This window comes from Micropruina sp. (assembly GCF_027492755.1).
Lineage (GTDB): Bacteria > Actinomycetota > Actinomycetes > Propionibacteriales > Propionibacteriaceae > Micropruina.
Map to the genome: position 1 here is coordinate 41548 of NZ_JAPUED010000107.1, position 12889 is coordinate 54436.

At 69.1% G+C, this 12889-nt stretch carries 13 protein-coding genes and 1 tRNA gene; 7 read left to right on the top strand and 7 right to left on the bottom strand.

The window, feature by feature from the left end; translation table 11 throughout:
• Nucleotides 1–111: 111 nt before the first annotated feature.
• The gene (locus Q0066_RS07470; RefSeq protein WP_298131634.1) at nt 112–732 is read right to left on the bottom strand and encodes a DUF1707 domain-containing protein; all 621 of its coding nucleotides are present in this window, start codon (nt 730–732) and stop codon (nt 112–114) included.
• A gap of 257 nt (nt 733–989) precedes the next feature.
• Between Q0066_RS07470 and Q0066_RS07475 the strand changes: the two genes are divergently transcribed.
• Nucleotides 990–1063 (top strand) — tRNA-Gly (locus Q0066_RS07475).
• A 43-nt stretch (nt 1064–1106) separates the two neighbouring features.
• Here the strand turns inward: Q0066_RS07475 and Q0066_RS07480 are convergent.
• A complete protein-coding gene (locus Q0066_RS07480) occupies nt 1107–1490 on the bottom strand; it encodes a VOC family protein (protein WP_298131636.1) in 384 nt (127 codons plus the stop codon).
• Between the two features lie 54 nt (nt 1491–1544).
• Here Q0066_RS07480 and Q0066_RS07485 point away from each other — a divergent pair, with 54 nt between their 5' ends.
• Entirely contained in the window at nt 1545–2294 is a 750-nt protein-coding gene (locus Q0066_RS07485; RefSeq protein ID WP_298131638.1) for a helix-turn-helix transcriptional regulator, read from the top strand.
• A gap of 139 nt (nt 2295–2433) precedes the next feature.
• On the opposite strand, the gene Q0066_RS07490 is transcribed toward Q0066_RS07485, so the two are convergent.
• On the bottom strand, nt 2434–3204 hold the full coding sequence (locus Q0066_RS07490) for a DUF5995 family protein (protein ID WP_298131640.1): 771 nt from the start codon (nt 3202–3204) through the stop codon (nt 2434–2436).
• Nucleotides 3205–3518: 314 nt separating this feature from the next.
• Here Q0066_RS07490 and Q0066_RS07495 point away from each other — a divergent pair, with 314 nt between their 5' ends.
• Nucleotides 3519–4892, top strand: a complete 1374-nt coding sequence (locus Q0066_RS07495) for an L-serine ammonia-lyase (RefSeq protein ID WP_298131642.1) — start codon at nt 3519–3521, stop codon at nt 4890–4892.
• Between the two features lie 48 nt (nt 4893–4940).
• Here the strand turns inward: Q0066_RS07495 and Q0066_RS07500 are convergent, their stop codons facing one another.
• Nucleotides 4941–5339 (bottom strand): phage holin family protein, encoded by a 399-nt coding sequence (locus Q0066_RS07500; RefSeq protein WP_298131644.1) that lies wholly within the window; start codon nt 5337–5339, stop codon nt 4941–4943.
• 361 nt (nt 5340–5700) lie between these two features.
• On the opposite strand from Q0066_RS07500, the gene Q0066_RS07505 reads away from it, so the two are divergent.
• Together Q0066_RS07505 and Q0066_RS07510 are read left to right on the top strand one after the other, a co-directional pair.
• Nucleotides 5701–6852, top strand: coding sequence for an ATP-binding protein (locus Q0066_RS07505; protein WP_298131646.1), 1152 nt, complete (start codon nt 5701–5703; stop codon nt 6850–6852).
• On the top strand, nt 6831–7853 hold the full coding sequence (locus Q0066_RS07510) for a hypothetical protein (protein ID WP_298131647.1): 1023 nt from the start codon (nt 6831–6833) through the stop codon (nt 7851–7853). The genes Q0066_RS07505 and Q0066_RS07510 overlap by 22 nt, the downstream gene beginning before the upstream one ends.
• Before the next feature lie 240 nt (nt 7854–8093).
• Here Q0066_RS07510 and Q0066_RS07515 read toward each other — a convergent pair whose 3' ends face one another.
• Both Q0066_RS07515 and Q0066_RS07520 read right to left on the bottom strand, forming a co-directional pair.
• The gene (locus Q0066_RS07515) at nt 8094–8735 is read right to left on the bottom strand and encodes a response regulator transcription factor (RefSeq protein ID WP_298131649.1); all 642 of its coding nucleotides are present in this window, start codon (nt 8733–8735) and stop codon (nt 8094–8096) included.
• Nucleotides 8736–8813: 78 nt separating this feature from the next.
• Nucleotides 8814–9275: a hypothetical protein gene (locus Q0066_RS07520; protein WP_298131650.1), complete on the bottom strand. Its 462-nt coding sequence runs from the start codon at nt 9273–9275 to the stop codon at nt 8814–8816.
• A gap of 226 nt (nt 9276–9501) precedes the next feature.
• Between Q0066_RS07520 and Q0066_RS07525 the strand changes: the two genes are divergently transcribed.
• Both Q0066_RS07525 and Q0066_RS07530 read left to right on the top strand, forming a co-directional pair.
• Nucleotides 9502–9984, top strand: coding sequence for a DUF1269 domain-containing protein (locus Q0066_RS07525; protein ID WP_298131652.1), 483 nt, complete (start codon nt 9502–9504; stop codon nt 9982–9984).
• A gap of 96 nt (nt 9985–10080) precedes the next feature.
• Complete coding sequence (locus Q0066_RS07530) at nt 10081–11643, top strand: SLC13 family permease (protein WP_298131654.1); 1563 nt, start codon at nt 10081–10083, stop codon at nt 11641–11643.
• A gap of 65 nt (nt 11644–11708) precedes the next feature.
• Here Q0066_RS07530 and Q0066_RS07535 read toward each other — a convergent pair whose 3' ends face one another.
• Complete coding sequence (locus tag Q0066_RS07535) at nt 11709–12773, bottom strand: trypsin-like peptidase domain-containing protein (RefSeq protein WP_298131655.1); 1065 nt, start codon at nt 12771–12773, stop codon at nt 11709–11711.
• Nucleotides 12774–12889 lie beyond the last annotated feature (116 nt).

Consider the following 12889-nt stretch of genomic DNA (forward strand, 5'->3'; position numbering starts at 1 on the left):
TCTCAGGGAACAGCTGAATCTCGTCGGTCGAGCTTGTCGAGACCCCGCCGGCGAAGGAGGTTCGGCAGGCCCAGCCAGTTGTCGTTGAGCCGGCCCAAGAGCGAGGACGCGTCAGTCCTTGTTCTTCAATCGCTTGACGCGGGCCTCGACGCCACCGAACCCGACGAAACCGCGGAGCACCACCTTCGGGGCGCCCGGCGCGGGCGGGGTGGTGACCTTGGCGCCGGCGCCGCCGAAGACCGCCAGCGCCCGGTTCTCGAGATCGGTCCCCTCGGGGACCAGCACCTCGATGCCGCCGAACAGGCAGAACACGTTGATCTCGCAGGTGTTGTCGGTGAAGGTCGCCTCGCGGAGATCGAGCACCGTGCCACCGAACAGGTTCAGCACGCTGAGGTTGCGGCGAGGCTGCCAACGGCCGCGCCGCTCGGTGGAGCCGAACAGGGTGACGATCAGTTCGGGCTCCGCGCCGGCCTGGCCGGGTGCCTGCGACCAGGACGGTGTGGGTGCGGACGGCGCATCCAGCGCAACCAGGTCACGGGTCAGTGGGACGAGGTCGTCGAAGGTCTCGGCGTCCGCCGCCGCCTGCATCCGCTCGGCATGTTCGGCGGTCGTGATCCGGCCCTCGGCGTAGGCCGATTCGAGCAGGGTGACCACCTTGCCCCGATCGGTTTCGGAGACGGGTAGATTCCCGCCGACGGCGGGACCGACATCGCTGGGTTCGGGAAAGCTCATAAAGCTGACGCTAGTCCCGCCCGCGCCGGATGGACGGGCACGGACGTCCGTCCAGGGTAGGTTTCGGGGTCTCCCTGACCCGGCGTCCCGCGCGCCCGAGGCCCCGGTCCAGAAGGTGACTGACGGGAATTCGTGCGACTGCCGCGCTGCAGGGAGCCAGCGGCGTCCGTCGTGGTCAGTCAAGCTCGGCCGAACCGCTGATTGTGCGCTGGGCAGAGGGTTCGGGCTACACTGACCGGGCCGATCCGCGCGATCGTGCGGGCGTAGTTCAATGGCAGAACATCAGCTTCCCAAGCTGAGAATGCGGGTTCGATTCCCGTCGCCCGCTCCAAGGGTGAACAAGCCCAGTGAGTTCTTGTCGGCACTCGGCTCTGCTACTCGGCGGCTGGGTCGTACTGCATCGCTCCGATCGCGTTTCCCGCGGGGTCCTCGAAGAAGATCAGGTGGCCGACGCCGCTGATCGTGAACCGCTCCATGAGGATTCTGCCGCCGCCCGCGACGACTGCCCGCGCGGTCGCATCGACGTCGTCGACGGCGAACGTGCACTCGGGGGTGAGGGTCGGCCTGCCGTCGATGAGTTCGCGCCGCTGCTGCAGTGCCCCCTGCACGCGGGGCCCCTCTTCGGTGCCGGTGTGGATGTGGTAGAAGTCCGGCGGTCCCCAGGCGGTGAACGTCCATCCGAAGACCTGCTCGTAGAACGTCCGTGCGGCCGGGACGTCGTCGGCGTTGAGCGCGAAGTGCGCGAGATGTGCTGGCATGAATCCATGGTTTCAAGGCGATGCCTTGTCGGGCCATCTAATGTATGACGATATATGTCGAAAACACGACACGACGGCGAACCTCTGGTTCGCGGCTACGCCGTCACGCATCCGCCCGGGGCCGCCCGGTTGCCCGTCGCGGCCGGCTGGGATCAACTCGTCTACGCCGCGTCCGGCACGATGACGGTCTCCACTGCCGCCGGGTCGTGGACGGTGCCACCCGCGCGAGCGCTGTGGATACCGGCCGGGGAGCAGGTGCGGATCGTCAACCGGTTCCGGGTGGCGGTGCGGACGCTCTATTTCGCGGCCCGGCTGAACGCACTGCCGCCTGAGACGCGGATCGTCACCGTGACCGGCCTGGTCCGCGAGCTGCTGCTTCACGCGGTGACACACAGCCCTCTCGACCTCGACGCCCCCGTCGACAGTGCACTGCTGACACTCCTGGTCGACCAACTCCACCAGCTTCCCGACGAGCCGCTCTGGCTGCCGTCGCCGGCCGGCTCAGCCCTCGCATTCACCGCCGCCGAGCTGATCCGGGAAGATCCCGCACGACCCATCAGCAGTCTCGCCCGGACGGCCGGGGTCAGTCAGCGCACCCTGGAACGCGGGTTCGTCGCAGCCACGGGAACGACGCTCGGGGTCTGGCGACGGCACGCCCGCATCCTGGCCTCACTGCACTACCTCGCCGCCGGCACCTCGGTCACCGAGACGGCGAGCGCTATCGGTTACAGCACGCCCTCGGCCTTCGTCGCCGCCTTCAGGAGCCAACTCGGCTCGCCGCCGAGCAGCTACCTTCAGCTCTGAGCACGTCGGCCGTGCCCGCAGTTGGGAACGGCCCTACGGCGTCGCCACGGTGGCGCGCCGCGCCGGGATGGGTCAGCCAAGGGCGGCCGTTCGGTCGTGAGTGAACAAGTCGTGTGAACAAGGAGTCGCCGTCGAGCGGTCACGCCGGCGTCGGAACGGCGACCGGGGTGAGCAGGGTGCGAGAGGCGAGGCCGACCGAGCGGGAGAGGTTGCGCCGGAACTCCTCGGCGAGTCCGGGGTCGCGGCGCAGCTTCCAGAGCACCCCGGCGCTGACCCATGCGGCGTCGCGGGCGCGGCCGATGCTCCATGCGCCGACGAGGGTAAGCAGCGGCGCAACCTCCTGGTCGACGCGCAACGCCACCCCGGCGAGGAAGGACTGGCGCACCTGCTCGTGAACCTCGGCGAGCAACTGGGTGACCTTGTCGTAGTCCGCCTTGACCCCCGGATCGCTCGGGCTCAGCCCAAGCTGACGACAGGTGCGCACCAGCGCGACCGCGAGGTCGTGGTTGATGTGCGCGTTCATCCCCGCGATGGCGAACTGGATGGAGGCGAGAGTGTTGCCGCGGCACTCCAGCAGCGGCTGCCAACAAGGGTCGGCCTCTTTTGCCGGCCGCCCGTCCACCGCGTCGAGGTAGAGCCCCGCGAAGACGACGTCGAGGCGGGCGAGGAACGCCGCATCAGCGAAGAAGCCGTCGCCGATCCGCTCGTCGACAAGCTCGGTCACCTGCAGGTACATCCGATTGAACGCCCCAACGCCGTCGTCGGGGGCGAACTGGGCCTGCAACTCGCGCAGCCGGGCGATGACCGCGGCGACATCGGGGAGCTGGCCGGGCGGCACCGGCTCGACCGATTGGGTACGCGCCCGCAGCCACGCGCTTGCCTGGGTGAAGATGCTCGCGAGTCGGCCCATGGTCGATTATTGGACCATCGCAACTGCGGCAACCACAAGGGGTCGGCCCGGCTGGCCTCTCGCCTCATCCGGCGCCCCGGCCACCGACGTTCGTCCCTGGCGAGCGGCGTCCGGTGGGTAACCTGATCGGTAGGACGCCGATCCCGCGGTCGGCGATGGATTCGCAGAACGTGACGGTCGCCGACGCCGTCTTCTACGACCCGAAGGGAACGCGCGATGGGTGGGGCAGTCGTCATCGAGAAGCCGCCGGGCTTCGCAGCAGGACTGCGGCTGGTCGACGCTCCGGCCGAGTTCACGACGGCGGGGCCCTGCTGATGGCCCTCAGCGTCTTGGACATGTTCACCATCGGGATCGGTCCGTCGTCGTCGCACACCGTCGGTCCGATGCGGGCCGCCGCGCTGTTCGTGGAACGACTGGACGCCGACGGCCTGCTGGAGCGGGTCGACCGGGTCCAGTCCGAGCTGTTCGGGTCGCTCGGAGCGACCGGCCATGGGCACGGTTCGGACAAGGCGGTGGTGCTCGGCCTGCAAGGGGAGCACCCCGAGACCGTGGACACCGACACCGTCGATGACCGGGTGGCCGAGGTGAAAGCCGGACGCCTGCTGCTCGCCGGACGGCGTCCGATCGGCTTCTCCTGGTACGACGACCTCGTCCTGCATCGCCGCCGGAGCCTGCCCGCCCACCCCAACGGCATGAGGTTCCGCGCCTTCGACGGCGACGGGACGCTGCTTCGCGAGGCCACCTTCTACTCGGTCGGCGGCGGATTCGTGGTCGACGAGCAGGCGATCGGCGTCGACCGCATCGTCGAGGACGCCACCCCGCTGCCGTATCCGTTCACCACCGGAGCGCAACTGCTGGCGATCTGTCAGGAGACCGGGCTGAGGGTGAGTGACGTGATGCTCGCCAACGAACTCGCCTGGCGCACGGAGGCTGACCTGCGTGGCCAACTGCTGCACATCTGGGCGGTGATGCAGGAATGCGTAGAGACCGGCTGCTCACGCACCGACACGCTGCTCCCCGGCGGGCTGAGGGTGCCGCGCCGGGCGCCGAAGCTGCTGGCCGATCTGGAAGCCGCCGACGACCAGATCGACCCGATCCGGGCGATGGACTGGGTCAACCTGTTCGCCCTGGCGGTGAACGAGGAGAACGCGTCCGGCGGCCGGATCGTCACCGCACCCACCAACGGGGCGGCCGGAATCGTGCCGGCGGTGTTGCACTACTACATGAAGTTCGTGCCCGGCGCGGACTCGGACGGGGTGGTGCGCTTCCTCTTGACCGCTGCCGCGGTCGGCATCCTGTTCAAGGAGAACGCCTCCATCTCGGGTGCCGAGGTGGGCTGTCAGGGTGAGGTCGGCTCAGCCTGCGCGATGGCCGCCGGCGGACTGTGTGAGGTGCTGGGCGGGACGCCGCCGCAAGTGGAGAACGCGGCCGAGATCGGCATCGAACACAACCTGGGGCTGACCTGCGACCCGGTCGGCGGCCTGGTCCAGATTCCCTGCATCGAACGCAATGCGATCGCCAGCAACACGGCCATCAATGCGGCTCGGATCGCGCTGCGTGGCGACGGCAGTCACAAGGTGTCGCTGGACAAAGCGATCAAGACCATGCGCGAGACCGGTGCCGACATGAAGATCAAGTACAAGGAGACCTCCCGCGGCGGCCTCGCCGTCAACGTCATCGAGTGCTGACCCTCGCCGTTCGTTGGTCGAGCTTGTCGGGATGCCCGCTGATCGAGGTCAGTCGGCTGCGGCGTCGCGCCGTGCCTGAACCCGCTTCTTGGTCCACCAGGCCATCGCGGCCCAGCCGCCCAGAGCGGTGATCACCCAGACCAGCAGGGTGGTGAGCACCCAGTCCGTGAAGCCCGAGATGGTGAGGCCGTCGCCGAACGCCGTGGCGATGAGCAGGGCGACCAGGGTGCTCAGCAGGCCGATTCCGCCGAGTGCCGCGGGGGCGTACTTGCGGGCCATCTTGAAGATGAACGGCGTGAACAGTGCGTTGGCGACCACGAACACGACCACTGCGGTGATCAGCCCCGCGGGGCGGACCGTGACACCGTCGATGACGAAGCCCGCGACGGTGAGTGCGATGGTTGCCGTCACGAGATTGACGGCGATCTGGATCAGGAACCTGATCATCAGCTGCCTCCTCCGAACAAGAACCGGCGATGCCGGATCTGCCTGCCGGCGACGGGTGCTCGGAGCCATTCCGGGAGACCGCGCTGGTGCATTCAGACTAGCCGTCAGCGCATCCGGGCAGCCGCCGGGCGTGTCGCCTCTCGCGTCCGATATGGCGATGACTAGGAAGAATGCGCGAGGCAGGGTGTCGGTGTGGCTGGAAAACCCCTACTTCTAGGGGTTGCCGGAGACTCTTGGCCAGTGGTGCGATCTCAGCCCTCAGCACTGGCTGCGTCAGTAGACTTCCGCCATGGATCGGACGAACCGCGCCCGCCGCGCTTCGCCGGCGTCCGGCTCGATCACGCTGCGCGGCTGACGCAGCATGATCACCACCACCTGGGCCGAGGTCGACCGCAAGATCGGTTTCGGCATCACCCTGTGCGGGCTGAGCATTCTGCTGCTGAACGCGGGGACATTCAGTGCCCAGGTGTCACAGTTCGACAGCTGGTGGGTGGCGCTCGCCACGCTCGTTCCCGCTCTGCAGGTTCTGGGTGCCGCCGGCTGGTCCCGCCTGCCGGCGGTCGGGTTGCGCGCGATCTGGATGGTGCAGCCGGTGGTGCTGTTCGTGGCGCTGCTGCTCGGCCACGCCGCATGGCACGGTGAGGCCGCCGGCATGCCGCAGGTGTCGATCTGGCTGCTGGATGCCCCGGTGGTGGGCGTCCTGGCGCTGGCGGTGCGGCTGCCGTACGCCCTGGTCGTCGTGGCGCTGCTGGCCGCAGCCCCGCCGCTGTCTTCGCTGATCTTCCTCGGAACGATCTCACCGTCATTGCTCGCCACCGCCTTCGCGCACACCTCGAACGTGATCTACGTCATGCTCGCCCTGGTACTGCGGCACCAGATGGACCGCTTGAGCAGGGCGCAAGAGGTGGCGGCCAGGCTGCAGGCCGAGCAGCAGCGGGCGCGCACCCAGTCGGCCGACTTCGCCGACTTCGCTCGCACCGTGCACGACGAAGTGCTCGCCACCTTCGCCGCCGCCCTCCATTTCGAGGGCGAGCCGCCCGCTCTGGTGCGCAAGAGCGCTGCCACCGCACTGCAGGCCCTGCACCGCCCTCACCAGCTTCCGGATCTCGCCCAGGGTTCCCTGGAACTGCGGGCCGACCAGGCCGAGCAGCTGATTATCGACCTGATCAGAGCGGCTGCGCCGGAGTTGCTGCTGGGGTCCACAACGGGGGAGGGAACGGTGTCGTCCGCGGCGGCCGGAGCGGTGGGCCTCGCTGCGGCGGAAGCGGCGCGCAACGCCGTCCGCCATGCCGGTGCCGGCAGCGGAGCGGTGAGCGTGGACGAGGGCGCGATTCAGGTCGAGATCGCCGACTCCGGCGTCGGCTTCGACCCCGAACGCGTCCCCGCCGGACGCTTCGGGGTGCGCGAGAGTATCGTCAGGCGCATCGAGGAGCTGGACGGCGGCAGGGCCGCGTTCGACACCGGGGCGGACGGGACGACGGTGGTGCTGCAATGGACGCGACGTCGCGGGTAGACGCCGGCCTCTCCCATCCGCTGGCGCGGCCGACGTTGCTCTTCGGTCTGCTGATGTTGTTGGTGGCCGCGCACGTCGGAAGCGCGTTGCCGCCGATCCAAGGCTGGGACTTCCCGGTGTGGTTGACCGTCGGCACGATCGCGGCCGACTTCGTGCTGGTCACGGTTCGGAAGCCAGGGCGACTGGCCCGCTGGCAGGTCACGACGATGGTGGGCTTCTCGTTCGCGGCGGCGATGCTGTTGGTGGTGCCCGGCGACGGTGGGACGTCCTACAGGGCCATCCCGTACGCGCTCGGCTACCTGAACCTGAGCCTGTCGTTGCTGGTGCTGCGGGGTCACACGGTCGTCGGCACGCTGTCGGCGTTGACGATCCTCTCCGGCCTGGCCCTGTGGGGGGTGCGGGCCGGTCTCAACCCGACGGCTCAGGCCGAGTACCTGGGGCAGCCGACGGTCACTCTGGTGGGCTTCTGGATGATCTTCCTGGTCAGTCGCTCGATCGCGAACAGCCGCGTCCGGACGGTCGCACAGCAGCTCTCCGCGGTTGCCGAGACGGACGCCGCCCGCGGGATTCTGGCCGACGAGCGTCGCGCGCTGAGCGAGATCCCCGATCGGGTCGAGCCGCTGCTGCGACGGATCGCGTCCGGTGAACCGCTCACCGAAGGCTTCCGTGCCGAACTGATCGCGGCCGACGAAGAGGTGCGGAACCTGCTCAGGCACGATCTGCCCGATCATCAGGGCCTGCTGGGCGCTATCGCCAACGCTCGTGCGCGCGGCGCCACCGTCCGGGTGATCGGCAACGAGGACCCTTCCGCGGCTCAGCTCCGCGAGGTTCTCGCCGACCGGTTGATCGAGCTGCTCGCCACCGACGGCCTGACCAGTGCAACAGTCCGCTTCCTGCCGCGCTCGCGCGGCGGAGCCGTCTCGCTGCTGCTGGAGGGCGAGGACTGGGTCCGGCGCTACGAGTTCGACTCCAACGGCGAACTCCTCCGCGAGCCGGCCTGACCCAGTGACCATGGGGACGGTTCTTCCGGTCACCGGGGACGGTTCTTCCGGTCACCGGGACGGTTCGTCCTGTCCACCTTGGGCGGGAGGTGCGGACGGTCCCCGGTCTAGCTCGACGGGAACCCGGGGCGACCAGGCGGACCGTCCCCGGCGGTCGGCCCGATCCAAGGGAGCCACCCCAGAGTTCACCGGGCTGCGTCCGGGATCTCGACGAGTTCGACCGGCGACCTGCGGCGGGAACTAGTGCTCGCGAGGCAGGACGCCGTCCTCGACGGCGCGGTGGTAGAGGTCGAGTTTGCTGGGCGCGGCACGGTCGATCGCGGCGTACTTGGCGCGGATCCGGCGAATGTGGTCGAGCACGGTCTCGCGGGAGATGAACAGCTGGCGGGCGACCCGCTCGGCCGTCTCGCCCGAGGCGTAGAGCGCGAGCACCTGGGTCTCGCGATCGGTGAGGGACGCGGAGACGAACTCGTCGTCGGCGTCGATCGCCGCCGCCCAGTCGGGCGTGGCGGCCACCTGACCACGGAGTACCTCGATGATGGCCGCGACGATCCGCTGCGGGAACTCCGACTTGCGGACCATGCCCATCGCGCCCGCCCGCACCGCCTCGCGGATCAGCTGCGGCTGGTCGCCACTGGTGTAGACGAGCACCGGAATGCCTCTCGACACCAGCGACCGCACGTTCGTGGTCGGGGTGGAGCCGTCGCCGAGGGTGAGGTCGAGCAGCACCAGGTCGTACTGCGTGCTCTGCCGCAACAACTCGGTGAGGGTCGCGCCGGCACCGCTGACGAAAAGGCTGGGATGCGTGTTGATGACGCTGGTCACGCCGATGACCACCGCTGGATGGTCATCGACGATGCCGATCTGTTTGCGCACGCTCACCGCCCTTCCCGCATGCTCATCATCGCGCGTCATGAGTGGGTTTGACGTGGATTCCGGGAACGGTACCGACATCGGCAATCAGCCTTCGACATGGAGGCCGAGCACATCGAGTGCCAACGCCTCGAGCTCCCACAGCGTGTTGAAGAGGACCCGATCGCTGGTCAGCGGCATCACCAGGGTCGTCGACGGGGGAGCTTGGTAGACCTGCTCGCTGTGCAGCGCGGCAGCGATCAGGGCGGCCGCGTGACCTTGCACCTCGATCCTCAGCAACGGAACGGACGCCGCCGGTGCGGATTGGCTGCCGCGGAAGGTTCGACTCGAACCCGGTTCGACCCGATCCACCGAGCGCAGCCGCAGACCGGCTCGCTGCAAGCGGTGCAGCAAACCCCACTGCAACGTCGCGTCCGGCAGCCGGCCGCAGAGTTCGACCCCGGGCGGCAGCCGAGTCACGACCATGTCGCCCAACTCGGTGCTCAGGGACGCCGGCACCCTTCCCTCCGCCCTGATGCGCAGTTCGCGCGGGCTGCTGGCGATGGTCACCTCGGTCGTCCGGTGATCAGTCGACCGGTCTTCGGGGTCTCGCTCATTCGTCCGCCCCTCCTGCCGCGACTCGGCGTTCCTTCGGTGATTCTCCGGGCTGCCGACGGGGAGCGATTCCCCCGTGACGGGTGATGCGGGACGCCCGCGCCCGCCCGAAACTGCTGGCGAGTACCGCATTCCTGGGGTGCCGACGCACCCGCCCACCACTGCGAGGAGACCACCGCCCATGTCAGAACTCATCATCATCGGCTACGACGACCATGCGGTGGCGGAGGCCGCCCAGGCACGTGTCCTGCAGTTGCAGAAGGACTTCGTCGTCGATCTCTCCGGCATTGCGGTGGTGCGGGTGGACGCCGATGGCAAGAAGCACATCGACACACCGGGCTCGATCGTCGGGGTCTCGGCGACGTCGGGGGCTCTGTGGGGAATGATCATCGGACTGCTGTTCCTGGTGCCGGGCGTCGGCCTGCTGGTCGGCGGTGCCTGGGGGGCGGTGGCCGGCCTGGCCGGAAAGGCGGGCGTCGACCGGAGCTTGCGGGCCAGGGTGGACGGCCTGCTCGGCCCGGGTAAGTCCGCGCTGGTTGTCATGACGCGCAAGCTCACCGAGGACAAGTTCGCGGCCGGCATGGCCGAATTCGGCGGCACGATTCTGAAGACTTCGCTTTCTGACGATGCCGAGAAGGAACTCGCCGGAGAACTCGGCAACTGAGTAAGGCGGCGAGCGTCGTTGCGGTGGCAACGACGCTTCCCGTGGCAGCTTCACCCCACGGCTGAACCTGTTCGCCGTACCTCTCGGAAGGTTGTCATGCCCGAAAGCGTCATCGCCCTGATCGTCCTGGCGGCCGCCGTCCTGCTCTTCATCTGGGATCGGCTGCCCATCGCGGCTGTCGCCCTGCTGGTGCCGATGGCGCTGTGGATGACCGGCGTCCTCGATCTGGGTGAGGCTGTCGCCGGCTTCGGTGATCCGACCGTGCTGTTCATCGCGGCACTCTTCGTGGTCAGCGAAGCCTTGGACGCGGCCGGTGTGACGGCCGCTGTGGGCGGCTTCGCGATGCGGCTCGGCGGTACGAATCCGGGGCGGCTGCTCGTCACCGTGATGGCGATGGTGGCCGTGCTCACCGCGCTGATCACACCCAACGGATCGGTGGCGGCGCTGACGCCGGTGATCGTGGTGATCGCGATCCGGGCGCGACGTTCGCCGTCCGAACTGTTGCTGCCGGCGGCCTTCGCCGCACATTCCGGATCGTTGCTCATGCTGATCGGCAGTCCGGTCACCGTGGTGGTGGCCGACTACGCCGAGTCGACGGGCGCCGGCCGGCTGGGGTTGTTCTCCACCGCGCTGATCGGGTTGGCGCTCACCGCGGCCACGGTGGGAGTGGTGCTGCTGCTGGGCTCGCGGCTGGTACCGCGGCGGTCATCGGGAACGATGCTGCGTGACCTCGGCGAGCACGGCCCGCTGCTCGCCGGCCACTACGGGATCGAGGGCTCCGGGACGGACCTCATGCAACGTGGGCGGGGCATCGCCGAGTTCATCGTTCCGCCCCGTTCGAGGTTCGTCGGCGACCGGGTGCACCGCGGCATGGTCACCGAATCCGGCGACCTGGTCGTGGTCGCGATGCAGCACAAAGGCCAGACGGTGACCGGGCCGTGGCGCCTCAAGGCGGGCGACTCGCTCCTTCTGCAGGGCTCTTGGGAGGCGTTGAACAACGCCGCCGCCGATCCCGACATCGTTGCCGTGGACGATCCGGACGCCGTCCGCCGGCAGGCGGTCCCGCTGGGGACCGGCGCCAAGCGGGCGCTGAGCGTGCTGGCCGTGATGATCGTCCTGCTCGCCACCGGGCTGGTGCCGGCCGCGGTGGCCGGACTGCTCGCCGCGCTGGCGATGGTGCTGTTGCGGGTGATCAGGGTCGAGCAGGCGTATGCGGGGATCTCCTGGACGACGATCATCCTGGTCGGCGGCATGATGTCGCTGTCGGAAGCCATGGTGCGCAGTGGTGCCGCCCAGCTTCTCGCCGAGGGTCTGGTCTCGCTGGTCGGCGGGGCGGGACCGTATGCGCTGCTGGCCGGTCTCTTCGTGATCACCGCGGTGCTGGGTCAGCTGATCAGCAATATGGCGACCGCTCTGATCGTGATTCCGATCGGTGTGTCGGCAGCCGCCCAGATGCAGATCTCGGCGATGCCGGTGCTGGTCGCGATCGCGGTGTTCGCGGCAGCCGCGCTGCTGACCCCGGTGGCCACGCCGGCCAATCTGATGGTGCAGGAGGCTGCCGGCTACCGGTTCGGCGACTATTGGAGGCTCGGGCTTCCGCTGCTGGTGATCTACGGCCTGGCCGGCGTTTTCGCCGTCCCGATGTTGTGGCCGTTCTAAGTCGGCCGTTGGCCGAACCTCCAGACCCGGACGGGCTCCGGCAGGCGCAGCCCGGCGGATGGTGGTCAGGGTTGCTCGGCCAGGGTGAGGGTGGTCTCGGCGCTCGCGCCGCGGCGTTGGTAGGTGACCGCGACCGTATCGCCCACCTTCGCGGTGAGCAGCAGCGCGGACTGAGTCGTGCTGGTCGCCGGGACTCCCGCGAGGCCGGTGATCAGATCGCCCGGCTTCAGTCCGCCGTCCGCCGCGGGACCTCCCGCGCTGACCTGCTGAATGAACAGCCCGGAAGGCGTGCCGAACGCTTTGGCGACCTCGGCGGGGATCTCGGTGGCGGTGAACCCGAGCCATGGATGACTTGCCCGCCCGTTCGCCAGGATCTCGTCGGTGACCCGCTGCGCGGTGGTCGCCGGGACCGCGAAGCCGATGCCGACGCTGCCGCCGCCGGCTACCCCCGCCGAGTTGGGCACGGTGGAGATGGCGGTGTTCACCCCGATCAGCCGGCCGTCACAGGTCACCAGCGGGCCGCCGGAGTTGCCCGGGTTGATGGCCGCGTCGGTCTGGATCGAGCCGACCAGCACGGTCGTGCCGCCGCCCGCCTTGGGAACCGGAACGCTGCGGTTCAGCCCGCTGATGATGCCGCTCGTCACCGTGCCCGAGAGCCCGAGCGGAGCCCCCAGGGCGACCACCGGCTGGCCGACCTGCAGCACCTCGCCGGGCGAGATCGGCAGGGTGGGGAGCCGGTCACGGTCGATGCGCACTACCGCCAGATCGGTCAACGGGTCGGTGCCCACCAATGTCGCCGGGAGTTGTTCGCCGTTGTTCAGCAGCACCTCCAGGGTGCCGGTCGTGCCTGCGGTGGCGATCACGTGGTCGTTGGTCACCACCACGCCGTCCGGTCGTACGACAGCGCCGCTGCCCGAACCCGATCCGGAGGGGCCCGCGGCGAAGACCGTCACCACCGCGGGCAGCACGGACGCGGCGAGTCGTTGGGTGTCGCAACTGCCCGGATGCGGCAGGAGCTGGCCGGACAGGGCCACCGCGGCGGTCGTGGACAGCACGGCTGTCGCGGTCACCACGCCGGTCAGGCCGAGCCGGCTGAGGGCGGGCCGCTCACGCCACCAGGACGCGGACATATCTTTCCCTCCTCGTTTGTCCACACGGTGCCAGCGAGCTCGTGGGCGGCTCAATGATTCGTCGTCGAACCCCTCGAACTGGGGGCGCGGGGAACGTTCTCTCCCCCCAGTTGCAG

Bases quoted from the DNA above. Each gene is read 5' to 3' on its own strand.
- Q0066_RS07510 (WP_298131647.1), top strand. From the start codon at position 6,831: ATGGACGCGACGTCGCGGGTAGACGCCGGCCTCTCCCATCCGCTGGCG.
- Q0066_RS07535 (WP_298131655.1), bottom strand. From the start codon at position 12,773: ATGTCCGCGTCCTGGTGGCGTGAGCGGCCCGCCCTCAGCCGGCTCGGC.
- Q0066_RS07525 (WP_298131652.1), top strand. From the start codon at position 9,502: ATGTCAGAACTCATCATCATCGGCTACGACGACCATGCGGTGGCGGAG.
- Q0066_RS07500 (WP_298131644.1), bottom strand. From the start codon at position 5,339: ATGATCAGGTTCCTGATCCAGATCGCCGTCAATCTCGTGACGGCAACC.
- Q0066_RS07530 (WP_298131654.1), top strand. From the start codon at position 10,081: ATGCCCGAAAGCGTCATCGCCCTGATCGTCCTGGCGGCCGCCGTCCTG.
- Q0066_RS07470 (WP_298131634.1), bottom strand. From the start codon at position 732: ATGAGCTTTCCCGAACCCAGCGATGTCGGTCCCGCCGTCGGCGGGAAT.
- Q0066_RS07505 (WP_298131646.1), top strand. From the start codon at position 5,701: ATGATCACCACCACCTGGGCCGAGGTCGACCGCAAGATCGGTTTCGGC.
- Q0066_RS07485 (WP_298131638.1), top strand. From the start codon at position 1,545: ATGTCGAAAACACGACACGACGGCGAACCTCTGGTTCGCGGCTACGCC.
- Q0066_RS07480 (WP_298131636.1), bottom strand. From the start codon at position 1,490: ATGCCAGCACATCTCGCGCACTTCGCGCTCAACGCCGACGACGTCCCG.
- Q0066_RS07490 (WP_298131640.1), bottom strand. From the start codon at position 3,204: ATGGGCCGACTCGCGAGCATCTTCACCCAGGCAAGCGCGTGGCTGCGG.
- Q0066_RS07495 (WP_298131642.1), top strand. From the start codon at position 3,519: ATGGCCCTCAGCGTCTTGGACATGTTCACCATCGGGATCGGTCCGTCG.